We start from the raw sequence: 21,742 nt of genomic DNA, 5'->3' as shown, positions 1-21,742 counted from the left end.
GGCCCCTGCAGGCCCGGCCCGTCAGTCCTGCCACAATTCAGATTCAGGCAAAGGGAGAAGGCGCGTCACGAAATTCGGCGTATAGCTCAGGGTAGGCCTCCTGGAGACGTTCCAGTTCGGCCTGGGCACCTTCGGGCAGGGCGTCGGCCAGTAGCTGGAGCTCCTCCTCATCAAGATGCTCGCGCATGAGCGGAAAGAGTTCCTCACGTTCGGCGCGCAGATAGGCACGGTGCGCCTCGAGATAGGCTTGCAGGTCATTGGCGAAACGGTCCATGGGCACGACGGCATCCATGAGAATCATATCGATGTCCTGGGAGAGGCAGGCCAGGCGCTCATTCAGCGCCACGTAATCCTCGGCGAGACGCGCTCCGAGTTCGCTGGCTTCGGGAACCTTGGTCAGCAACTGCTGACTGCTGATACGCTCCAGCGGCACGGTAAAGCCGGTCATGTAATCGAGGATGAAGTCCACGACTTCACGGATGAGTTGAAAGTCGGGACGCTCGCCATGGTCCAGCGTTTTGTGCTTGAGCGCGAGCACGTGCAACAGCCGCGCCATGTTGGCATGATCCTGGCGCAGTTGAGTGAGCATGGGCATGGTAGGAGTCTCCTCTGCTTACGTGGGCCGACATTAAGATACCGCCACGCTGATGACAGTTTAGGCGACAACGCAAATTGACGTTTTTCAGGCAATTGCTCCCTGCTTCTCATCGGCGCCTTGGCTGGATGATGAGATAGGCCGGCATGGCCATAATCCGTTACATGAGCCTGAATGTTTACCCTAGTGGGTATGACGAGTTTACGCTCGTTGAAAACGCGAAAGACAGCGACGCGCCCCCTGACCACTGCACACGCATGGTATCGTTGCGGTAATACAACCTTATCGACCCCAACCCTAGCATCGGCGGCTTTCATGGACTTGTTCAGCCATGCCTCGCAGGACAGCGCTCCCTTGGCATTTCGCATGCGCCCACGGCGCCTTGATGACTATATCGGCCAACAGGCCCTGGTCGGCCCCGGCAAGCCGCTACGCCGCATGGCCGAGAGCGGCACGCTTCGGTCCATGATCCTCTGGGGCCCGCCCGGCGTGGGCAAGACGACCCTGGCCGAGATTCTGGCCGCCGCTTCGGACGCCCAGCTGGAACACCTGTCGGCCGTCATGGCCGGCGTCAAGGACATCCGCGCCGCCGTGGAGCGCGCCAGGGCCGCCCAGGCGCAACAACGCCCTACCGTGCTGTTCCTCGACGAAATACACCGTCTCAACAAGAGCCAACAGGATGCGCTGCTGCCCCATGTAGAATCGGGGCTGCTGACCCTGATCGGTGCCACGACCGAGAACCCCTCGTTCGAGGTCAATTCGGCCTTGCTGTCGCGGGCCCGGGTCTATGTGCTCAAGAAACTCGACGAGGCCGAGCTGACCGATGTGATGCGGCATGCACTGCAGGACCCTGACCGCGGCCTGGGCCGGCGCAATATCCAAGTGGATGACGATGTGCTGGCCATTCTCGCGCGGGCAAGCAGCGGCGACGCCCGCCGCGCCCTGGGGCTGCTCGAGACGGCTTGCGACTTTACCGTGGAGGAACAGGGCCTGGAGCGCCTGGCCAAGGATGCCCTGGCCGAAGTGATCGGCCACCAGGCCAGCGCGTTCGACAAGCAGGGCGACCACTACTATGACCTGCTGTCGGCAATTCACAAGTCGGTACGCTCATCGCGACCCGATGCAGCCCTGCTTTACATGGCGCAGTTCATGCAAGGTGGTGGAGATCCGCTGGATGTCATCCGTCGCCTGGCAGCCATCGCCTCGGAGGACGTCGGCAATGCCGAGCCACGCGCCCTGCCACTGGTGATGGCTGCCTGGGATGCCTACCTGCGGCTCGGCGACTACGAGGGCCAGCGGGCCATCGCTCACGCCGCGATTCACCTGGCCGTGGCTCCCAAGAGCAATGCCATCGATCAGGCCTGGAAGCGTGCCAAGGGGTTTGTGGCCGAGCATCCCGATATCGAGGTGCCTACCTACCTGCGCAACGCACCGACCCGGCTGATGGCCTCGCTGGGGCACGGAGAGGGTTATCGCTATGCGCACAACGAGCCCAACGGCTATCCGGCGGGCAGCGCCCATGACTGCTGGCCCGACACTGTCCCTCATACCCGCTTCTTCATCCCCAGCGAACAGGGACAGGAAAAACGCTTCAAGCAGATGCTCGATTACCGCGCTGAACTGGATGCCCAGGCCGATCGCCAGCCCGAGTGAATGAGCCAGGCAGCAAAAAGCCCCGGGAAGCGGCTGAATGGCTCACCGGGGCTTGGTCGGGTGGGATCTGGGCTCAATGGGCTTCCTGGATCACATCGGCCCCCTCGGGCACCTGGAAGTCGAACCGGGATGATTCAATGGGCGCATTGGCCTCGACATCGGAAAAGGCAATGGCCGTACGCTGCCCGGTGCTGTCGCTCATCTGCAACCCTCGCAATGCCTCGGAACGGAAGGTCAGCTTGAGATCTTCGAACAGGGTGTCGGGCGACTTGGGCAACAGCGTGAAAGTTTCCGTCGTGCCCTGTTGCTGGCGCGACACATCATAGTTTTCGGTCAGTGCACTGGCCTTGCCGGAAAGCAGCAGTGCCGGCGTGTGGGTAACGCGCGTATCGAGGGGCTGGATAGTCACCTGCTCGAGGTCGGGATCGTGGAGAAACACGTTCTGCCCGTCGGACACCACGACCTGACGATACGGGGCTTCGACTTCCCAGCGAAACTGACCGGGGCGTGACAGCCAGATATGACCGCGGGCCTCCTGCAGGCGCTGGCCGGAACCATCGAGGATCTGCTGGTCGAAATCGGCGGAATAGGTCTTAAGCGGTTCGAGCAGATGGGTCAGGCGCTCGGCTGCCTGTTCATCGGCATTGGCCAGCATGGGCATCATCAACGCTGCCCCCATGACAGCCAGGCTCTTCATCAGTTTCATGCCTTCTCCTTGGTTCACTCCGGTCGGCGGACGTATTCACGTTCCGCTAGACCATGGACCGCAGCGCCTCGCCGATGACTGCACGACGCCGCGGATTTCCTCATTGTCTGCATAATGCGCCGCGTCAGTCACCCACGGGAGGAGGCGCTAGTACTTCACGGCTGCCATTGGTTCCCATCGACGATACGACACCCGCCACTTCCATGGACTCGACCAGACGCGCCGCCCGGTTATAGCCGATCTTGAAACGGCGCTGTACAGCGGAAATGGAAGCGCGCCGCGATTCGGTGACGAACATCACCGCTTCATCGTAGAGTGCATCCTGCTCGGCATCGTCGCCATCGCCACCGCCTTCGGCCTCGAGCCCGGTCAGGGCATCGGCGGAAACTCCACCCGAGAGGATTTCCTCGATGTACTCCGGCTCGCCGCGACGTTTCCAGTCTTCCACCACGCGATGAACCTCGTCATCGTCGACGAAGGCTCCATGCACGCGGGTCGGCATGCCCGAACCGGCCGGGAGATAGAGCATATCGCCGTGCCCCAGCAGGTTCTCGGCGCCCCCCTGGTCGAGAATCGTGCGCGAATCGACCTTGGACGACACCTGGAAGGCCATGCGCGTGGGAATGTTGGCCTTGATCAGGCCGGTCACCACATCCACCGACGGGCGCTGCGTGGCGAGGATCAGGTGGATACCCGCAGCACGCGCCTTCTGGGCCAGGCGGGCAATGAGTTCCTCGACCTTCTTGCCAACGATCATGAACATGTCGGCGAATTCGTCGATCACCACCACGATGTAGGGCAACTTCTCGAGGACCGGCGGTTGCTCGTGCATCTGCCAGGGCTGCGGCTCCCATAACGGGTCGGCCACTTGGGCGCCTGCCCGCTCGGCCTCGTCGAGCTTGGCGTTGAAGCCGGCAATGTTGCGTACCCCCATGGCCGCCATCAGCTTGTAGCGACGCTCCATTTCGGCAACACACCAGCGCAATGCGTTGGCGGCTTCCTTCATGTCGGTGACCACCGGCGCCAACAGATGCGGAATACCATCGTAGACCGATAGCTCGAGCATCTTGGGGTCGACCATGATCATGCGCACTTCTTCGGGGGTTGCCTTGAGCAGCATCGAGATGAGCATCCCGTTGACGCCCACCGACTTGCCCGAGCCGGTCGTCCCGGCCACCAACAAGTGAGGCATCTTGCCGAGATTGGCCACCACCGGCGCGCCGCCGATATCGTGGCCCAGCGCCAGGGTCAGTGTCGACCCAGCCTGCTGGTAGGCATCGGAGTCGACGACTTCGCGCAGGCGGATCATGGCCCGGTTGGGGTTGGGGATCTCGATACCCACGGTGGGACGCCCGGGGATCACCTCGACCACACGTACGCTCTTGACCATCAGCGAACGCGCCAGGTCCTTGGCCAGGTTACTGATCTTGGACACCTTGACCCCTGCCGCCGGCTTGATCTCGAAGCGCGTGATCACCGGCCCTGGCCAGGTTTCGACGACCTCGGCCTTGACCCCGTATTCACGCAACCGGACCTCGAGCAGCTCGGCCATGTCGGCGAGTTGCTGCGGCGTATAGTTGGGCTGCGCCGGATCGGGCGGCGTCAGCAGGCGCAATGATGGCAGCTTGCCCATCGGCTCGGGAAGGTCGTCCATCACCGGCCGCTGGCTCTGCAGATGCTCAACCGTCCACAGCGTAGGGCCATCGGGATCGCTGGCAGCCTCTCGGGCTTGTTCTGCTGTGGCCTGTCGCGGCGATTCACCCGGTGTTTCCTGTGCATCGAAAGGCGCTTCATCAGTCTGGGGCGCAGTGCTTTCGTCTCCGAACGGCTCAGGCTCGGAGTCCATGCTCGGCATGTCTGTACGGGAAGAAGGCGCCTCTGCACTGTCACTCGCGATGGCATCATTCCAGCTGATACGCGGCTCACGCACAGGCGGCTGTTCGTCGTCCGCTTCCGTGTCATCCCAATCGTCCCAGCCAATGGCCGGCGCCGTTCGACGAGGTTGGGTCTCGCCCTCGGTGGCAGACATGGCATCTTCGGACATGACGGGCTCGCGCCGTGCCTGGCCGCGATCACTGTCAGACAAGGCCTCTTCACTATGGGAAGTTTCCTCACCCGATGCATGCGGTGCTTGCCCGATTGGCTCCGAGGGGGATCGGGAGGCCTGTGGTGCTTCCCGGCGAGAAGGTTCTGGTTCGCTTGCCGGCCGAGGAGACGACACGGGGGCAGTCGGCTGGCGCTCCCGGGGTTCGGCGGCGATGGGACGCGCCAAGCTGGCCGGTATCTCGGGCTCATCGTCATCAGGCAGAATCGGCTCGGCCGGTGCATGCATGGCGCGCGTCGCCGACGCCGCTTCAGCGTTGCCCTCGTCATTTTCAGGCTCGATAAAGCGACGCCGCGTTACATCCGCGTGTGGCGACGAGCGTGGCTTTTCCGCTTCGGGCGCCGCTTGCTGCTTCCGTTCGGCTGTAGCAGGCGCAGTCTGATCAGCACTGACTGCCGCCTGGACACGGGCCTCCTGAGCGGCATAGGCAGCACCGGGCTGTTTGGCCGACGGTGTGCGTTCGGGCACGTCCCAGGGGATACTGGTATCGCGCTCGGCACGCAGGGGATCGCGCTGCTCCGAAAATGCCCGCTCCTCCTCGTATTCATGCAACTGGGGTTCGAGCCGATGGCCACCCGCCAGGGCCGGCTCTGCCTCCCAGCGCTCCAGTTCGGGAGAACGCCCTCTTCCCAACCAGCGCTTCCACCAAGGCAACGGCTCCGACAGGCCCTCGTCTTCATCTGTCTCGGTCTCTTTTGCGACTTGCTGCTCATCCTCTGCCCTGGCGTCGCGTCGTGTCGTAAGTTGATCGCGTGCGCCACCGAACTGGCGCGCCATCCAACCCAGGCTGCGCTGGACCCGTAGGCCAATCTCGTCCATGACAGTCAGCCATGACATGCCGCTGAACAGGGGAAACCCACACAGGAAGGCGGCCAATGCCAGCAGGGTAGTCCCCCGCATACCAACCAATGGTGTCAGCGCGTTGGCCAGGCCTTCGCCAAGTATGCCCCCAGACGAATACGGCAAGTCGCTTTGCGGGTTATAGAAGTGCAGGGCGCCCAGACAAGTCGTTGCCAGTAGCAGCAGAACCAAGCCCCCGGCACGCACAGCCAATGCCGTGGCATCCCACTCCAGACGGATTTCACGTGTCCGCATCAGGCGCCAAGCGGCAAAGCCCAGCATGCCGGGCCACCACAGTGCACTGGCACCGAACAGGGAATACAGGACATCGGACAACCAGGCCCCGATACGTCCCATCCAATTGGAGACGCCCTGCTCCGGGCCACTATGGGACCAGCCCGGGTCCTGAGGCGTATAGCTGAACAAGGCCAATAGCAGGAACACGCACGCAGCGAGCAGCAAGATCACCGCGCCCTCACGAGTGGCTCCTTGCAGGCGAAGCCCGAAGCGACGGGCTTTCTCCTTGGCCTGGGTCGCCTTGGCACGACGATTCACCGGTTTCTTCTTGGTGCTCAAATGACTCCCCCCTTCACTACCATGTTCGCGAAAAATAAGTACTCTTGACATGAGCCACGGACGAACATGGATTTATCCTTTTCAAGGAGGACATCATACCGAGCCTGAACCGCGTGGCACAGGGGTTAGCATACGATCACTTCATGGCATGGCAGGCATTGAGATCACCTGGAAAGGCCGGCAGACTGAACGACATTTCCAACAGCCGACCACCGCGTGCCCATGCTGCCCTGGCTCCTTTCCCATCCCGTGATCTTTCCGCCCCTGGAAACGGCGCTCGACGAGCCAGATGGCCTGTTGGCCGCCGGTGGCGCGCTGACCCCGGACTGGCTGCTAGCAGCCTATCGACGCGGTATCTTCCCGTGGTATTCGGAGGACCAACCCATCCTGTGGTGGAGCCCCGATCCTCGCCTGGTCCTGTTTCCTAACGAGATCCGCGTGCGACGCAGCCTCGCCAAGCGCCTGCGCAACGCCGGTTTCCAGACGACCTTCGACCGGGATTTCAACGCCGTCATCGAGGCATGCGCCAGCAGTCGCGCCGATGCCGAAGGCACCTGGATTACCCGTCCCATGCAGCAGGCCTACGGCCAGTTGCACAAGATGGGCCATGCGCACTCCGTCGAAGTCTGGCGCAATCGTCGTCTGGTAGGTGGCCTTTATGGCGTGGCTCTGGGCCGGATGTTCTTCGGCGAATCGATGTTCAGTCTCGAAAGCGATGCCTCCAAGGTGGCCTTGGTGCATCTGGCCAGGCACATGCAAGCCACCGGCGGCGGCCTGATCGATTGCCAGATGCATACCCCGCACCTTGTCAGCCTTGGCGCCAGGGACATCGCCCGCAGCGACTTCATCGACTATCTTGAGACATATGTAGATCAGCCGTCTCCAGGCTGGGACATGGATGCCACCTTGCCAGCGACCCGGGAGGATAACCCAACGTGAGCAGTAGCGCTCCGCAACAGCCGGCGCGGGACCTGCGCTTCTTCCTGACAGTGCCTCATGCCTGTAGTTACCTGCCCGAGCGAGAGGCAACCACGCTGTTTTTGGATCCGCAAGAGTCTCCGGGACAAAATGTCTATGATGCCTTGGCACTCCTTGGCTTTCGCCGCAGCGGCCGCCACCTCTACCGGCCCCATTGCGAGGGATGCAGCGCCTGCATCTCGGTGCGCATTCCCGTCGAGGACTTCTCACCCAATCGTACGCAACGCAAGCTCCTGCGCCGCAACGATGATCTGACCATGCATGAGCGGCCTGCGTTCTTCGATGCCGAGCATTACGAGCTTTATGCGCGCTACATTCGCACACGTCATGCCGATGGCGACATGTACCCTCCAAGCCATGAGCAGTACCGTACGTTCCTGACGCTCGACCATCCCTACGCCCGGCTACTGGAATTTCGTCGCAATGAGCGGTTGCTGGCGGTCGCAGCCATCGACCATCTCAGCCATGGCCTGTCGGCGATCTACACCTTCTTCGATCCCGACCCCGAACTCGAACGCCGCTCACTTGGGGTCTATGCCGTCCTGCGTCAGGTCGAGATGGCCCGTGAACTCGGCCTGCCCCACGTTTATCTCGGTTACTGGATTCGCGAATCGCGCAAGATGAACTACAAGCGAACGTTCCAGCCGCTCGAATACCTTGATGGGCGTCATTGGCGCCGTGCGATTCCTCTCTGATTCCGCGCTTTTTGCCTTAACGCGCGGCATGCGGCACAATATCGGGCTATCTTGATCAGCACAGGCGACGCAGTGGTGTAACGCCTGACTGTCATGCGTAACGACAACCACGAGGGTATGCCTTATATGGCACGAGAAGATCATATCGAAATGGAAGGTGTCGTCGTCGACACGCTGCCCAACACCATGTTCCGGGTCGAGCTGGAAAACGGCCACGTAGTCACGGCTCACATTTCGGGCAAGATGCGCAAGAATTACATCCGCATCCTGACCGGTGACAAGGTCAAGGTCGAACTGACGCCCTACGACTTGTCCAAGGGACGCATTGTCTACCGCTCACGCTGATGACGGCGCCCGGCCCAAGGCACAAAAGGCACAAAAGGCACAGGTAAATCGTGCAGCCCGCCTTGCACCGCTCATGCTCGTCTTGTGGAAATGATCGATAGCTGAAAAAACAACGCCCCGTCCATTGACAGGGCGCTGCGTTAGTTGCGGTGAATACTGGGTACCAGTAGCCGAGCGTAACGCCTGCAAGGCAATGCTCTTACCCTGCAGGCGCTCCCTCACGATCAGGCAAGCTGTTCCGCCTCGGTGGCAAGATGCAACTCATCGCCTTCCACCGTCACGTGAACCAAGCCTCCATTGTCAGCCAGCTCGCCGAAAAGAATCATCTCGGCCAAGGGCTTCTTGAGCTTCTCCTGAATCACGCGGGCCATCGGACGCGCCCCCATCTCCGGATCATAGCCCTTGTCGGCCAGCCACGCCCTGGCCTCTTCGCTGACATCGAGCTGGACGCGCTTCTCGTCAAGCTGTGCCTGAAGTTCGACCAGGAACTTGTCGACTACATTCCGCACCACTTCCGGCGCCAGGCCGTGGAACTGAATAATGCCATCCAGGCGATTACGGAACTCCGGCGTGAAGGTCTTGCGAATGACTTCCATGCCGTCAGTCGAATGATCCTGGGTCTGGAAGCCGATCGAACGACGTGAGATCTGCTCTGCCCCCGCATTCGAAGTCATGATCACGATGACATGGCGGAAGTCAGCTTCACGGCCATTGTTATCGGTCAGACGCCCATGATCCATGACCTGCAGCAGCAGGTTGAAAACTTCCGGATGCGCCTTTTCAATCTCATCGAGCAGCAGTACGCAGTGCGGCTGCTTGGTGATCGCTTCGGTCAGCAGACCACCCTGGTCATACCCGACGTAGCCGGGAGGGGCGCCAATCAGGCGCGACACGGTATGCCGTTCCATGTACTCGGACATGTCGAAGCGCACCAATTCGATCCCCATCAACTGGGACAACTGACGCGCCACCTCGGTCTTGCCGACCCCGGTCGGTCCCGCGAACAGGAAGCTGCCCACCGGCTTGTCGGGAGACTTGAGGCCTGCCCGTGACAGCTTGATCGCCGCCGACAGGCTCTGGATTGCCTCGTCCTGCCCGAACACCAGCATCTTCAGGTCGCGCTCCAGGTTGGAGAGCAGCTTGCGGTCGGAACTGGACACGCTCTTCGGCGGTATGCGAGCGATCGATGCCACCACCGCCTCGACTTGCTCGACGTCGATAGTCGAGACGCGCACCTCGGGCGGCAGCAGGCGCTGGTGCGCCCCGGCCTCGTCGATGACGTCGATGGCCTTGTCCGGCAGGTGGCGATCATTGATGTAGCGATCCGCCAGGCGCACGGCACTTTCCAGGGCCGTATCGGTGTACTTGAGCTGGTGATGCTCCTCGAAGCGCCCACGCAGCCCCTTGAGGATGCGAATGGTGTCTTCCACGGAGGGCTCGAGCACGTCAACCTTCTGGAAACGCCGCGCCAACGCCCGATCCTTCTCGAAGATGCCACGGAACTCCTGGAACGTCGTGGAGCCAATGCAGCGCAGCTCACCCGATGACAGCAACGGCTTGAGCAGGTTGGAGGCATCCATGACACCACCCGATGCCGCACCCGCCCCGATCACGGTATGGATCTCGTCAATGAACAGGATCGCGTTGGGCTGCTTCTTGAGTTCGGCGAGCAGGCTCTTGAGGCGCTTCTCGAAGTCACCGCGGTACTTGGTCCCGGCCAGCAGAGCTCCCATGTCGAGGGAATAGACGACGGCATCACTAATGACGTCAGGAACATCCTCTTCGACGATGCGCTTGGCCAGCCCTTCGGCAATGGCCGTCTTGCCCACGCCGGCTTCACCGACCAGCAAGGGGTTGTTCTTGCGACGCCGGGCCAGGATCTGCACGGTGCGCTCGAGCTCATGATCGCGCCCGATCAGCGGATCGATCTTGCCCAGGCGGGCCTGCTCGTTAAGGTTCGTGGCATAACCGGTCAACGGATGTGCATTGCCTTCGCTCATGCCTTCCTCGCCCTCCTCGGCGTCCTGCGAGGGCGACGGATTCTGGCCGTGCCCAGCCACTTTGGAAATGCCGTGGGCGATGTAGTTGACGGCATCCACGCGCGCCACGTTCTGTTGCTTGAGGAAATAGACTGCCTGGCTTTCCTGCTCGGAGAAGATGGCCACCAGCACATTGGCGCCGGTCACCTCACTCTTGCCCGAAGACTGTACGTGGAAGACCGCGCGCTGCAGGACACGCTGAAAGCCCAGGGTCGGCTGGGTTTCGCGATCGTCCTGCCCTTCGGGTATCAGAGGAGTGGTGGAGTTGATGAAGTCCTGCAGATCCGAGCGCAGCTTGTCCAGATTGGCTCCGCAGGCACGCAGCACATCCGCAGCGGAGGCATTGTCCAGTAAGGCCAACAGCAGGTGCTCGACGGTCATGAATTCATGACGCTTGGAGCGCGCCACCGTGAAGGCCGTGTTCAGGGTCAGTTCAAGTTCTTTGCTCAGCATGGCAGTCCCCTTCTCGCCGCCTCGGGCATCGTCGGCACTTTCACAATCGGGCACATCGGGCAATTTAGCAAACCCGGACTGTCACGTTGCCAGGCGTCAGTCGGCCCTGTCGATATCGCACAGCAAAGGATGCTGGCACTCTCGCGCGTATTCGTTGACTAGATGACTTTTGGTTTCCGCAATGTCGCGGGTAAAGATGCCACAGGTAGCCTTGCCCTGGGTGTGCACCGCCAGCATGATCTGTACGGCCTTCTCGTTGTCCATATGAAAGAAGGTCTGCAACACCTCGACGACAAACTCCATTGGCGTGTAGTCGTCATTATGCAAGACCACCTTGTAACGCGGCGGTTCTTCCAATTCGGGGTCTGCCGGCTTGACGGACAGATCCCCTTCATCCTCTTCTTCTGGCCGTGGGGGGCGAGTCATTCCTGCCCAGATCGTTTGCACCGCGGCGGTCATCGAAATTCTCTCGTCTGTATTGAACATAAGAGGCTTAACCCATCAACACAAGCCGAAGTGCTACGACGTCACTCACTTTGACGTAGAAAGACACTCGGAGTTCACTAGCAAGATGCGTGCAGTCGCTGCACCTTGCAAGCGTCAGAATGAAAATAACCCGTTCACGACGTCAACGGATCGACTCAAGAAAAATGCAGGCCCTACGAGGTTGTTGGCAGGCGTCCCGGTCCCCGCTAGTCTCGTACCCTCCTTGACTTCGCCGCGCCTCAGACAACGGGACGAAATGAGCACGATCTACCTGCTTCACAAGCCCTACCGCATGCTTTCGCAGTTTACCGACGATCAGGGACGGGACACTCTCGCCCAGGTCATTGACGTACCTGGCATCTATGCCGCAGGACGACTCGACTACGATTCCGAAGGCCTGCTGCTGCTCACCGACGATGGCGCTCTCATTCATCATATCAGCGACCCCAGGCACAAGCAGCCCAAGAAATATTGGGTACAGGTAGAAGGCCAGCCCGACGAGGAAAGCCTTGACGCTCTCCGACAAGGCGTGACACTTAAGGATGGTCCCACTCGCCCAGCCAAGGTGAGAATGCTAGGGTCACCCGGCGTCGGGCCACGCCAGCCGCCGATTCGGCAGCGTCAAGGCATCGCCACGAGCTGGCTGGAACTGACATTGCACGAAGGCCGGAACCGCCAGGTGAGACGCATGACGGCACACATTGGCTTCCCGACGCTACGCCTGATTCGCGTCGCCATCGGTCCCTGGCGCCTGGACGGGCTGTCACCGGGGGAATGGCGAAGCGAAACGCTGAACGCACCGCGACCGGCAAACCACCGGCAGGCATCAACCCGCCGCACGAGGAGACACCGATGAAACGCTGGAGCCCCCGAGTCACCGTGGCATCGGTGATCGAACGCGGTGGACGTTATTTGCTCGTCGAGGAAGACCATGGCGGCCCGTTCAGCCTGTACAACCAGCCGGCGGGTCACCTTGAACCCGGCGAGCGCCTGACCGATGCCGCTGTACGTGAGACCCGCGAGGAAGCCGGCTGGCAGGTGGCCATCACCGATTATCTCGGCCTGTATATCTTCACCGCTGCTGACGGCCTGGTATTTCATAGCCACGCCTTCGTGGGGCTGCCTCTGGCTCACCTGGACTCAGCGCTCGACAAGAGCGTGGTGGCCGCCCACTGGCTGACCCTCGATGAGATCGACGACCTCCACCGGGCCAAGCGCCTACGCAGCCCATTGGTCATGCAGCGTATTCGTGACCTGCGCCGCGGGCAGTGCTTTCCGCTGGATGTGATCCGCGAACGGTGACTCGAAGCCTTGCGCCGGTTTCAGGTATAATCTCGCGCAACCATTTCATCGTATCCCATCCGAGAGCGACTATGTCTCAAGCCACGGGGTCTGTACCCACGGGGCCCTCTGCCACGGGCAAGGTCATCGTCGGCATGTCCGGCGGTGTCGACTCTTCCGTTTCCGCCCTGCTGCTTATCGAGCAGGGCTACGAAGTGGAAGGCCTGTTCATGAAGAACTGGGACGAAGACGACGGCACCGAGTACTGCACCGCCAAGGAAGACCTGGCGGATGCCCAGGCCGTCTGCGACAAACTGGGCATCAAGCTGCACACTGCCAATTTCGCAGCCGAGTACTGGGATAACGTCTTCGAACACTTCCTGGCCGAATATCGCGCCGGCAGAACGCCCAACCCGGACATCCTCTGCAACCGGGAAATCAAGTTCAAGGTCTTCCTCGACTATGCCGAAATGCTCGGCGCAGAGAAGATCGCCACCGGGCACTACGTGCGTCGCGGCGAATCCGGCGGTCGCGCCCGCCTGCTCAAGGGGCTCGATGCCAACAAGGATCAAAGCTATTTCCTGCATGCCGTCCCCGAGGCCGCCATTGCCCGTACGCTGTTCCCCATTGGGGAACTCGAGAAGCCGGCGGTGCGCGAACTCGCCGAGCGACATGATCTGGTGACGGCCCGCAAGAAGGACTCCACCGGCATCTGCTTCATCGGCGAACGTCGCTTCCGCGATTTTCTCCAGCAGTACCTGCCGGCACAGCCCGGCCGCATCGAGACGCCCGAGGGCGACGTGATCGGTGACCACATGGGCCTGATGTATTACACCCTGGGGCAGCGCCAGGGGCTGGGCATCGGTGGACTGGCCGACTATTCCGATGCGCCCTGGTACGTGGCTGGCAAGGATCTGGAGCGCAACGTGTTGATCGTCGTCCAAGGCAAGCATCATGAACTGCTCTATACCGATGCCCTCGCGACCGAACCCATGGACTGGATTGCCGGCGAACCACCGGGACATGACATGCACCTTCGCGCCAAGACACGCTATCGCCAGGAAGACGTCGCCTGCCGGATGACCACACGCTCCGACGGCGGTGTCGAGGTCATCTTCGACGCCCCCCAGCGTGCGGTGACACCCGGCCAGTCACTGGTACTCTACGATGGCGAGATCTGTCTGGGCGGTGGGGTGATTCGGGACACCTGGAAACAGGGAGTACGCGCTGCATGACCGCAACTCCTATCCAGACCGCCCCCGACGACCCGATTGCCCGCCAGACCCTGGCGCTGGCCGGCGTCTTTCAAGCCGCTGCCGTCGTCGACCAGCTGGCACGCACCGGCCAGTGTGACGAGCGCGCCTGGAAGACACTGATCCATGCCACGGTCGACACCAACCCGGCCTCGTTCGAAACCATCTATGGCGGCCACCACAACAACCTGCGTCAAGGCCTCGAAGTGCTCAACGCCGTAGTTGGCCGGGATCGCAGCGATCCGGCCGTGCTGCGCTATGGCTTTTCACTACTGATGTTGATGCAGAAATTGCGCCAGCAGCCGCAGATGATGGACACGCTGGGACAGCGCCTGACACGCATTCAGGGTCAGGCCGAGCATTTCGGCACTACCCACGAGAATGTCATTGCCAGCCTCGGCGAGCTCTATCAGGACACCATATCGACCTTCCGCCAGCGCATCGTCGTCCAGGGCGACCCCGGCCTGCTCCAGCAGCGCATGATGCCGGAACGGGTGCGTACGGCCCTGCTCGCCGGGATTCGCTTTGCCCTGCTATGGCATCAGCAAGGCGGGCGTCGCTGGAAACTGCTGTTTCAGCGCGGGGCCATCAAGAAGACCCTGGATCGGCTGAATTGAACCTGACGTAACCTGAACCCGTGGCGCCCAGCCCTTTATCAACCGGGTGCCCGACGCATCGGACGACACTATGCAACTCTCTCCCCTTACCGCCCTGTCCCCCGTCGATGGTCGCTATGAGGCCAAGGCTGAGCGCCTTCGCGAGCACTTCAGCGAGTTCGGCTTGATTCGCGCGCGCGTTACCGTCGAGGTCCGCTGGCTGGAATGCCTGGCCGCGCATCCGCAAATCCCGGAAGTGCCGGCACTCTCTGCCGAAGCCAAGGCCTTTCTCGACACGCTGGTCAGCGAGTTTTCGGTCGATGATGCCGCCCGCATCAAGGAGATCGAGCGCACCACCAATCACGACGTCAAGGCGGTGGAATACTTCCTCAAGGAAATGGTCGCTGCATTGCCCGAGTTGCATGCAGTTACCGAGTTCATCCACTTCGCCTGCACCAGCGAGGACATCAACAACCTGTCGCATGCACTGATGCTCAAGGGCGGCCTGGGCGTGTTGCTGCCGGTCATGCGCGACATCGTGACCGCCGTGGAACGCCTGGCCCACGAGCATGCCGATCAGCCGATGCTGTCGCGCACCCATGGCCAGACCGCCAGCCCGACCACACTGGGCAAGGAAATGGCCAATGTCGCCTATCGCCTGCGTCGTCAGCTCAAGCAGATCGAATCCGCCGAACTGCTGGGCAAGATCAACGGCGCGGTAGGCAACTACAATGCCCACCTGGCCACCTATCCGGAAGTCGACTGGGCAGCCAATGCCCGCCAATTCGTCGAAAGCCTGGGCATCGGCGTCAATCCGTACACGACCCAGATCGAGCCCCACGACTACATCGCCGAACTGTTCGACGCCTTCTGCCGCTTCCACACCATCCTGATCGATTTCGATCGCGATGTCTGGGGCTATATCTCGCTGGGCTATTTCAAGCAGAAGACCGTGGCCGGGGAAATCGGCTCATCGACCATGCCGCACAAGGTCAACCCCATCGATTTCGAAAATTCGGAAGGCAACCTCGGCCTGGCCAATGCCCTGCTCGGTCACTTGGCGCAAAAGCTGCCTATCTCCCGCTGGCAACGCGACCTGACCGACTCGACAGTGTTACGCAATCTGGGCGTCGGCCTGGCTTATGGCCTGATCGCCTACCAGGCCACACTCAAGGGCATCGGCAAGCTCGAGGCCAATCCCGCGCGTCTCAACGATGACCTGGATCAGAGCTGGGAAGTCCTCGCCGAGCCGATACAGACCGTGATGCGCCGTTATGGCATCGAGAAGCCTTACGAGAAGCTCAAGGAACTTACCCGCGGCAAGCGTATCGATCAGGCAGGCTTTGCCGCCTTCATCGACACGCTGGATCTGCCGGAGGCGGTCAAGACCGAACTCAAGGCGTTGACACCCGGTAACTACATCGGCAATGCCGCCGAGCAGGCCAAGGCGTTATAGATGCCTTCAGGCTACGCTGGCTGCATCGATCGACAGGCACGGGTTGTCCCGTGCCTGTCGCGTATCAACTCACTGAACGGAAAACGATCCCATGCCCGCCAATACCCCCCTTCCCTTGCTCGGCGGCATGAGCGCCGCCCAGTTCCTGGCCGAACATTGGCAGAAGAAGCCACTGCTGATTCGCGGTGCCTTTGCCGATTTCGAGTCGCCGCTGTCCCCCGATGAGCTGGCTGGCCTGGCCTGCGAGGACGGCATTGAAGCGCGCCTTGTCGAGGAGCATGGCGCCGAGAAGCCCTGGCAGGTTTCGCATGGCCCGTTCGACGAGGCGACCTTTGCTCGGCTGCCCGAACGCGACTGGACATTGCTGGTTCAGGCCGTTGATCACTACGTACCCGACGTGAGCGCCTTGCTTGAGGCCTTCGACTTCCTGCCCCGTTGGCGTCTCGACGATATCATGGTCAGTTACGCGCCCCCCGGCGGCAGCGTCGGGCCCCATGTCGACCAGTACGACGTGTTCCTGCTGCAGGCCAGCGGCGCCCGCCAATGGCAATTGGGCGGCAAGGTACCCGACGATGCAACTATCGTTCAGGGTATCGATCTGCGCATTCTCGAGCACTTCGAGATCGAATCCGATCAGGACTGGCTGCTGGAACCCGGCGACATGCTCTACCTGCCGCCTGGCTGGGCACACCACGGCATCAGCCGCTCGGACGACTGCATGACCTTCTCGGTGGGTTTCCGCGCCCTTTCCGCCGATGAATCGATCACCTCATATGCCGACTATCTGGGAGAACTGCTGCCGGACTCGCAGCGCTATGCCGACCCGGACCTCACCCCGGCCCTGCATCCCGGCGAGATTGACGATGTTTCACTGGAGCGTATGCGCGCGCTTATCCTGAATACCCTCGATAACCCGGAACAGCTTGCACAGTGGTTCGGTCGTGCGATGACACAGCCCAAGTACCTCGACCAGCTGGTGCCCCAGAACGTTCCGACGGACGTCGGGTCGCTTGTTGCGGAACTACAGGCTGGCGTGACACTGGAACGGACACTGGGTTCACGCTTCGCGTATCGGGACGGGACGGACCATGTCGCCACCCTCTTCGTCGACGGCGATGCCATGGATTGCCCGCTATCACTCGCTCGCGCCCTGGCCGACAATGCACCTGTCGATGCGAACCTGTTGACCCACGACGGCGCTGCAGAACTGCTTGCCCACCTGCTCGATCGCGGCAGCTTGAGCTGGCCAGACGATGAGGAAGAGGCGTGACCGTACAAGTCATCCAGGGCGATTGGCAGACGCTGGGCCAGCGAGCGAGCGAACTCCGTCGCCGCGTCTTCATTGACGAACAGCAGGTCCCCGAGGCAGAGGAATGGGACGGACAAGACCCCGATTGCCTGCATTTTCTAGCTTGCGAGAACGGGCAACCGATCGGTACGGCCCGGCTTCTCCCGGATGGACATATAGGCCGTGTGGCCGTACTGGGCCAGGCACGTGGGCGCGGCATCGGAGTGAGGCTCATGCGCGAAGCCATCGCGGCTGCGCGCCTCCGAGGCCATGAAGAGGCTGTCCTTGCGGCCCAGATCCAGGCGATGCCTTTCTACGAAAGGCTAGGCTTCCAGGCGTACGGCGAAGAATTTCTCGATGCCGGCATTCCGCATCGCAACATGCGCCTGATACTATCCTCCTGTTCCTGCTGATAAAACTTTCCCTCCCGAAACATGACTACAGAAAGACGAACAACTTGCGTTTCCTGTAGTCATACTACAACCCTCCCTGCCTCTAAGTGCTGATTGTTGAGCCCAGCAATCATGGGCCATAGTTCCTGACAAGGCGGCAATAAAACAGCCGTTTGACAACTATGCCCCCTGGCGCCTGTAGTCAAAGACTCTTCTACAGAAAAGCCATGGCGACTGAAGACAAGCCGGACAGATCCCGAGCTGTTTCTGCGGCGCAGCAGGTCAATTCAAGTGATAAATCATGCTGACTGCGCCAGGAAATGTTTGCTGTGGCACCCACGCCCGATGTCGGCGCAAGGTGCCCCTGACTCTTAACGCAACGAGGAAGCCACTATGTCTGCCTATCGGGAAACCGTTAATACTTTTGCCAAGCTGCGCGAAAAGCACGCCGGAAAATGGGACACGATCAACCCTGAGCATGCTGCCCGCATGGCGCTCCAGAATCGCTTCCGCACCGGCCTGGATATCGCCCGCTACACTGCTGGCATCATGCGTCGCGACATGGCTGCCTACGATGAGGACCCGTCACGCTATACCCAGTCGCTGGGCTGCTGGCATGGCTTCATCGGCCAACAGAAGATGATCTCCATCAAGAAGCACTTCGGATCGACCAAGGGGCGCTATCTCTATCTCTCGGGATGGATGGTGGCCGCCATGCGCTCCGAATTCGGCCCGCTTCCCGACCAGTCGATGCATGAAAAGACAGCCGTTCCCGCACTCATTGAAGAACTCTACACGTTCCTGCGTCAGGCAGATGCCCGCGAGCTGGGGCACCTGTTCCGCGAGCTCGATGCCGCCCACACCAAGGGCGATGAAGTCGCGGCCAGGGCCGTACAGGACAAAATCGACAATTTCGAAACCCATGTGGTACCGATCATTGCCGATATCGATGCCGGCTTCGGCAACGAGGAAGCGACCTACCTGCTGGCCAAGCGCATGATCGAAGCCGGCGCTTGCTGCATCCAACTCGAGAACCAGGTATCGGATGCCAAGCAGTGCGGCCATCAGGACGGCAAGGTGACCGTGCCCCACGAGGATTTCTTGGCCAAGATCAATGCCGTTCGCTACGCCTTTCTGGAACTGGGTGTCGAGGACGGGGTCATCGTGGCACGCACCGACTCACTGGGCGCTGGCCTGACCCAGAAGATTCCGGTCAGCACGGAGCCGGGGGATCTGGCTTCACAGTACACCAGCTTCCTGTACACGACGCCGGTGTGTAACGAAGATGACCTCGTCGACGGCGATATGGTCATCAAGCTCGACGGGCAGTTGCAGAAGCCCTTGCGCGTGGCCAACGGCCTCTATCTGTTCCGTCCAGGCACCGGTGAGGATCGCGTGGTGCTCGATTGCATCACCGCCTTGCAGAATGGCGCCGACCTGCTGTGGATCGAGACCGAGAAGCCGCATGTCGGCCAGATTGCCAGCATGGTCAACCGGATCCGCGACGTGGTGCCCGACGCCAAGCTGGTCTACAACAACTCCCCGTCCTTCAACTGGACGCTCAATTTCCGCCAGCAAGTGTTCGATGCCTGGGAGCAAGAAGGCAAGGATGTGTCGGCTTACGATCGTGCCCGGCTGATGAGCGCCGAGTACGACGACACCGAACTCGCTGCCCTTGCCGACGAATGGACACGCAACTTCCAGCGCGACGCCGCTCGAGAGGCCGGCATCTTCCACCACCTGATCACGCTGCCGACCTACCATACCGCGGCCCTGTCCACGGACAACCTGGCCAAGGGATACTTTGGTGACGAAGGCATGCTGGCCTATGTTCGGGACGTGCAACGTCAGGAGATTCGTCAGGGACTGGCCTGCGTCAAGCACCAGGACATGGCCGGCTCCAACCTCGGGGACGACCATAAGGAGTATTTCTCCAGCGAGCGCGCCCTCAAGGCCGGTGGCAAGGACAACACCATGAACCAGTTTGCCTGAACTTGATCTGGCGGTATGACCCGCTTCATTCCAGGGAGGCCTTACGGCCTCCTTTTTCGTTGACGCTATTTTCACATTTTTTGCAATATCCCGGCGAAAGAGGCAGGCACCTATCCTCCTGCCTCTGGTCTAAGGAAGCACGACTCGCTACACTGTTTTAGAACAGCGTTTTCAATGATTGTACGCTTGGCGTTCTCGCCAAGTTGAGGAGGGTATGATGAAGCGTCTTCTTCCCGTTATCGCCATGGGCCTGCTGACGTTGGGTGGGTGCGCCAACTCCGACCTCTACTCGGGGGATGTGTATCGGGGAAGCCAGGCCAAGACCGGCCAGACGGTCACCTATGGCACCATCACAGCGCTTCGCCCGGTACAGATCCAGGCCAGCGATCAGAACAGCGGCGTTCTAGGCGGCTTGGGAGGTGCAGTGATCGGTGGCCTGTTGGGCAACCAGATCGGCGGTGGCTCCGGACGCACCATCGCTACCGCCGCCGGTGCCATTGGCGGTAGTGTGGCTGGCAGCAAGATCGAGGACAAGGCCAACCAGACCAATGCCTGGGAAATCGAGGTTCGTCGTGATGTGGGCGACACCGTGATCGTTGTTCAGAAAGCGGATCGTCAATGGCAGGTCGGTCAGCGTGTCCGCCTGATCGGCAGCGGTGCCAATATGAGCGTCGCCCCCTACTGATTCCACGACGATTAACCATGAAAAATCCCGCATAATGCGGGATTTTTCATAGGTACTGACGGCTTGCTGAGTCACTCAGTGGGTCTTTGACAATCCCCAGCGAGCCAGCTTCACGACAATCCAGGCAATCAGCCCCATCAGGAGCAGAGTCAGCAGCATGGAAACGGGGCGAACGATGAACGTTGCGCCAATCACTGCCAGCCCTATGCTCCAGATCCAGCGATCGTCGTCACTGCCCTTGAAGGTGTGCGGCAACCTACGCTCGAAAGCCTTGCCCAGCGCACCATCCCAGCTCTTGAGCGATAGAAACAGGATGACGCCAAAGGCAATCAGCCAGACCAGAGTCTCGATCATAGAACGTTTGCTCCCAGTAGAGTCATAGACGTAATCGCAATCCACCAGAAACGGCGCTTCTCAGACACCGCATCTAGTAAACGTTGTTCTGCCATCGGGCTATGGGCAGGGTACCCTTGCCCTTAATCGCCATGCAACTGACCTGCCGAGAAAAAACGCCGTCGACGGCTTCGTCTACTTTGCCTCAGATTTACGGCTCCGATACAGGTTAGGCGCCCCGAAAGCTTGAACAGCAATCAAGGCGCTCCCCCATCGTCATGAAAATTCCTCGGTGCCCCTGACAGGTGCAGAGGTACGCGTTACCATGGAAATGACATGCACTCACCGAAAGGTCCATCTTAACATGCAGATTGCGCAGAACTCCGTTGTCGCGTTCCATTACACCCTGACCAACGATGCAGGTGAGGTGCTGGACAGCTCGGAAGGTCGCGAGCCGCTGACCTATCTCCATGGCGCAGGCAATATCATTCCCGGCCTTGAGAAGGAACTGGAAGGCCGCGAGAGTGGCGAAAAGCTGCAGGTCAGCGTCAACCCGGAAGAAGGTTACGGCGAGACTCAGCCCGCACTGGTTCAGGAAGTGCCCCGCGATGCTTTTCAGGGTGTCGAAAACGTCGAGCCGGGCATGCAGTTCCAGGCCCAGACTCAGGGTGGCCCGCTCATGGTTACCGTGACCAAGGTCGAAGGCGACACCGTGACCGTGGATGGCAACCATCCGCTAGCCGGCCAGAAACTCAACTTCGACGTGGAAATCGCCGAAGTCCGCGAAGCCACTTCCGAGGAAGTCGAGCACGGCCACGTGCATGGCGAAGGCGGCCATCAGCACTAAGGCGTATCCCGCAGACAGTGGGGTAGCGCCGAAACCCGAAGGGCAACCAACACTGGTTGCCCTTTTCTTTTGCCTGGCAATGCCGGAAATTGGAACCCTGCATGGCCAACACTCCTCAAAGCCATGAATGCCTACGTTAGAGGTAACGC

General features: G+C 60.9%; 20 protein-coding genes. 14 read left to right on the top strand and 6 right to left on the bottom strand.

Features of this window, described 5'->3' with window-relative positions; translation table 11 throughout:
* Positions 1 to 43 precede the first annotated feature (43 nt).
* Positions 44 to 589 carry a hemerythrin domain-containing protein gene (locus BM194_RS04175; RefSeq protein ID WP_092844324.1) on the bottom strand — a complete coding sequence of 182 codons (546 nt, stop codon included), beginning with the start codon at positions 587 to 589 and terminating at the stop codon, positions 44 to 46.
* Between the two features lie 321 nt (positions 590 to 910).
* Between BM194_RS04175 and BM194_RS04170 the strand changes: the two genes are divergently transcribed.
* Positions 911 to 2,248: a replication-associated recombination protein A gene (locus tag BM194_RS04170; RefSeq protein WP_092844025.1), complete on the top strand. Its 1,338-nt coding sequence runs from the start codon at positions 911 to 913 to the stop codon at positions 2,246 to 2,248.
* A gap of 73 nt (positions 2,249 to 2,321) precedes the next feature.
* On the opposite strand, the gene lolA is transcribed toward BM194_RS04170, so the two are convergent.
* Together lolA and BM194_RS04160 are read right to left on the bottom strand one after the other, a co-directional pair.
* Positions 2,322 to 2,954 (bottom strand): outer membrane lipoprotein periplasmic chaperone LolA, encoded by a 633-nt coding sequence (lolA, locus tag BM194_RS04165; RefSeq protein WP_092844023.1) that lies wholly within the window; start codon positions 2,952 to 2,954, stop codon positions 2,322 to 2,324.
* 124 nt (positions 2,955 to 3,078) lie between these two features.
* On the bottom strand, positions 3,079 to 6,474 hold the full coding sequence (locus tag BM194_RS04160) for a DNA translocase FtsK (protein WP_244890872.1): 3,396 nt from the start codon (positions 6,472 to 6,474) through the stop codon (positions 3,079 to 3,081).
* Between the two features lie 222 nt (positions 6,475 to 6,696).
* Between BM194_RS04160 and aat the strand changes: the two genes are divergently transcribed.
* From aat to infA, 3 genes are all read left to right on the top strand, one after another.
* Entirely contained in the window at positions 6,697 to 7,413 is a 717-nt protein-coding gene (gene aat, locus BM194_RS04155; RefSeq protein ID WP_092844019.1) for a leucyl/phenylalanyl-tRNA--protein transferase, read from the top strand.
* Positions 7,410 to 8,147 (top strand): arginyltransferase, encoded by a 738-nt coding sequence (locus tag BM194_RS04150; RefSeq protein ID WP_092844017.1) that lies wholly within the window; start codon positions 7,410 to 7,412, stop codon positions 8,145 to 8,147. Before aat ends, BM194_RS04150 begins: the two co-directional genes overlap by 4 nt.
* Before the next feature lie 126 nt (positions 8,148 to 8,273).
* On the top strand, positions 8,274 to 8,492 hold the full coding sequence (gene infA / locus BM194_RS04145; protein WP_013332816.1) for a translation initiation factor IF-1: 219 nt from the start codon (positions 8,274 to 8,276) through the stop codon (positions 8,490 to 8,492).
* Between the two features lie 224 nt (positions 8,493 to 8,716).
* Here infA and clpA read toward each other — a convergent pair whose 3' ends face one another.
* Positions 8,717 to 10,984, bottom strand: coding sequence for an ATP-dependent Clp protease ATP-binding subunit ClpA (gene clpA / locus BM194_RS04140; protein WP_092844015.1), 2,268 nt, complete (start codon positions 10,982 to 10,984; stop codon positions 8,717 to 8,719).
* Positions 10,985 to 11,080: 96 nt separating this feature from the next.
* Entirely contained in the window at positions 11,081 to 11,443 is a 363-nt protein-coding gene (clpS, locus tag BM194_RS04135) for an ATP-dependent Clp protease adapter ClpS (RefSeq protein ID WP_092844013.1), read from the bottom strand.
* A gap of 283 nt (positions 11,444 to 11,726) precedes the next feature.
* On the opposite strand from clpS, the gene BM194_RS04130 reads away from it, so the two are divergent.
* The 9 genes from BM194_RS04130 (at position 11,727) to BM194_RS04090 (ending at position 20,413) form a co-directional block, all read left to right on the top strand.
* Positions 11,727 to 12,326, top strand: coding sequence for a pseudouridine synthase (locus tag BM194_RS04130; protein WP_092844011.1), 600 nt, complete (start codon positions 11,727 to 11,729; stop codon positions 12,324 to 12,326).
* Positions 12,323 to 12,772, top strand: a complete 450-nt coding sequence (locus BM194_RS04125; RefSeq protein WP_092844009.1) for an NUDIX domain-containing protein — start codon at positions 12,323 to 12,325, stop codon at positions 12,770 to 12,772. Before BM194_RS04130 ends, BM194_RS04125 begins: the two co-directional genes overlap by 4 nt.
* Positions 12,773 to 12,843: 71 nt before the next feature.
* Positions 12,844 to 13,986: a tRNA 2-thiouridine(34) synthase MnmA gene (gene mnmA, locus BM194_RS04120; RefSeq protein ID WP_092844007.1), complete on the top strand. Its 1,143-nt coding sequence runs from the start codon at positions 12,844 to 12,846 to the stop codon at positions 13,984 to 13,986.
* Positions 13,983 to 14,621: a high frequency lysogenization protein HflD gene (hflD, locus tag BM194_RS04115; RefSeq protein ID WP_092844005.1), complete on the top strand. Its 639-nt coding sequence runs from the start codon at positions 13,983 to 13,985 to the stop codon at positions 14,619 to 14,621. The genes mnmA and hflD overlap by 4 nt, the downstream gene beginning before the upstream one ends.
* A 70-nt stretch (positions 14,622 to 14,691) precedes the next feature.
* Complete coding sequence (gene purB, locus BM194_RS04110) at positions 14,692 to 16,056, top strand: adenylosuccinate lyase (RefSeq protein ID WP_092844003.1); 1,365 nt, start codon at positions 14,692 to 14,694, stop codon at positions 16,054 to 16,056.
* 91 nt (positions 16,057 to 16,147) lie between these two features.
* Entirely contained in the window at positions 16,148 to 17,326 is a 1,179-nt protein-coding gene (locus BM194_RS04105; protein WP_092844001.1) for a cupin domain-containing protein, read from the top strand.
* Positions 17,323 to 17,757 carry a GNAT family N-acetyltransferase gene (locus BM194_RS04100; protein ID WP_092843999.1) on the top strand — a complete coding sequence of 145 codons (435 nt, stop codon included), beginning with the start codon at positions 17,323 to 17,325 and terminating at the stop codon, positions 17,755 to 17,757. Before BM194_RS04105 ends, BM194_RS04100 begins: the two co-directional genes overlap by 4 nt.
* Before the next feature lie 372 nt (positions 17,758 to 18,129).
* On the top strand, positions 18,130 to 19,728 hold the full coding sequence (locus tag BM194_RS04095) for an isocitrate lyase (protein WP_092843935.1): 1,599 nt from the start codon (positions 18,130 to 18,132) through the stop codon (positions 19,726 to 19,728).
* Between the two features lie 217 nt (positions 19,729 to 19,945).
* Positions 19,946 to 20,413, top strand: a complete 468-nt coding sequence (locus BM194_RS04090) for an outer membrane lipoprotein (RefSeq protein WP_092843933.1) — start codon at positions 19,946 to 19,948, stop codon at positions 20,411 to 20,413.
* Between the two features lie 75 nt (positions 20,414 to 20,488).
* Here the strand turns inward: BM194_RS04090 and BM194_RS04085 are convergent, their stop codons facing one another.
* Positions 20,489 to 20,767 carry a hypothetical protein gene (locus BM194_RS04085; protein WP_092843931.1) on the bottom strand — a complete coding sequence of 93 codons (279 nt, stop codon included), beginning with the start codon at positions 20,765 to 20,767 and terminating at the stop codon, positions 20,489 to 20,491.
* Positions 20,768 to 21,110: 343 nt separating this feature from the next.
* Here BM194_RS04085 and slyD point away from each other — a divergent pair, with 343 nt between their 5' ends.
* Positions 21,111 to 21,593 carry a peptidylprolyl isomerase gene (gene slyD, locus BM194_RS04080; RefSeq protein ID WP_092843929.1) on the top strand — a complete coding sequence of 161 codons (483 nt, stop codon included), beginning with the start codon at positions 21,111 to 21,113 and terminating at the stop codon, positions 21,591 to 21,593.
* Positions 21,594 to 21,742: the final 149 nt, after the last annotated feature.

Source organism: Modicisalibacter xianhensis, from assembly GCF_900113605.1.
Taxonomy (GTDB): Bacteria; Pseudomonadota; Gammaproteobacteria; order Pseudomonadales; family Halomonadaceae; genus Modicisalibacter; species Modicisalibacter xianhensis.
This window is presented reverse-complemented; position numbering and strand designations above follow the sequence as displayed.

What these genes read in the sequence shown, in the direction of transcription:
- BM194_RS04175 (WP_092844324.1), bottom strand. Translation starts at nt 589, where the DNA reads ATGCTCACTCAACTGCGCCAGGATCATGCCAACATGGCGCGGCTGTTG.
- BM194_RS04170 (WP_092844025.1), top strand. Translation starts at nt 911, where the DNA reads ATGGACTTGTTCAGCCATGCCTCGCAGGACAGCGCTCCCTTGGCATTT.
- lolA (WP_092844023.1), bottom strand. Translation starts at nt 2,954, where the DNA reads ATGAAACTGATGAAGAGCCTGGCTGTCATGGGGGCAGCGTTGATGATG.
- aat (WP_092844019.1), top strand. Translation starts at nt 6,697, where the DNA reads ATGCTGCCCTGGCTCCTTTCCCATCCCGTGATCTTTCCGCCCCTGGAA.
- infA (WP_013332816.1), top strand. Translation starts at nt 8,274, where the DNA reads ATGGCACGAGAAGATCATATCGAAATGGAAGGTGTCGTCGTCGACACG.
- clpA (WP_092844015.1), bottom strand. Translation starts at nt 10,984, where the DNA reads ATGCTGAGCAAAGAACTTGAACTGACCCTGAACACGGCCTTCACGGTG.
- clpS (WP_092844013.1), bottom strand. Translation starts at nt 11,443, where the DNA reads ATGACCGCCGCGGTGCAAACGATCTGGGCAGGAATGACTCGCCCCCCA.
- BM194_RS04130 (WP_092844011.1), top strand. Translation starts at nt 11,727, where the DNA reads ATGAGCACGATCTACCTGCTTCACAAGCCCTACCGCATGCTTTCGCAG.
- BM194_RS04125 (WP_092844009.1), top strand. Translation starts at nt 12,323, where the DNA reads ATGAAACGCTGGAGCCCCCGAGTCACCGTGGCATCGGTGATCGAACGC.
- mnmA (WP_092844007.1), top strand. Translation starts at nt 12,844, where the DNA reads ATGTCTCAAGCCACGGGGTCTGTACCCACGGGGCCCTCTGCCACGGGC.
- hflD (WP_092844005.1), top strand. Translation starts at nt 13,983, where the DNA reads ATGACCGCAACTCCTATCCAGACCGCCCCCGACGACCCGATTGCCCGC.
- purB (WP_092844003.1), top strand. Translation starts at nt 14,692, where the DNA reads ATGCAACTCTCTCCCCTTACCGCCCTGTCCCCCGTCGATGGTCGCTAT.
- BM194_RS04105 (WP_092844001.1), top strand. Translation starts at nt 16,148, where the DNA reads ATGCCCGCCAATACCCCCCTTCCCTTGCTCGGCGGCATGAGCGCCGCC.
- BM194_RS04095 (WP_092843935.1), top strand. Translation starts at nt 18,130, where the DNA reads ATGTCTGCCTATCGGGAAACCGTTAATACTTTTGCCAAGCTGCGCGAA.
- BM194_RS04090 (WP_092843933.1), top strand. Translation starts at nt 19,946, where the DNA reads ATGAAGCGTCTTCTTCCCGTTATCGCCATGGGCCTGCTGACGTTGGGT.
- BM194_RS04085 (WP_092843931.1), bottom strand. Translation starts at nt 20,767, where the DNA reads ATGATCGAGACTCTGGTCTGGCTGATTGCCTTTGGCGTCATCCTGTTT.
- slyD (WP_092843929.1), top strand. Translation starts at nt 21,111, where the DNA reads ATGCAGATTGCGCAGAACTCCGTTGTCGCGTTCCATTACACCCTGACC.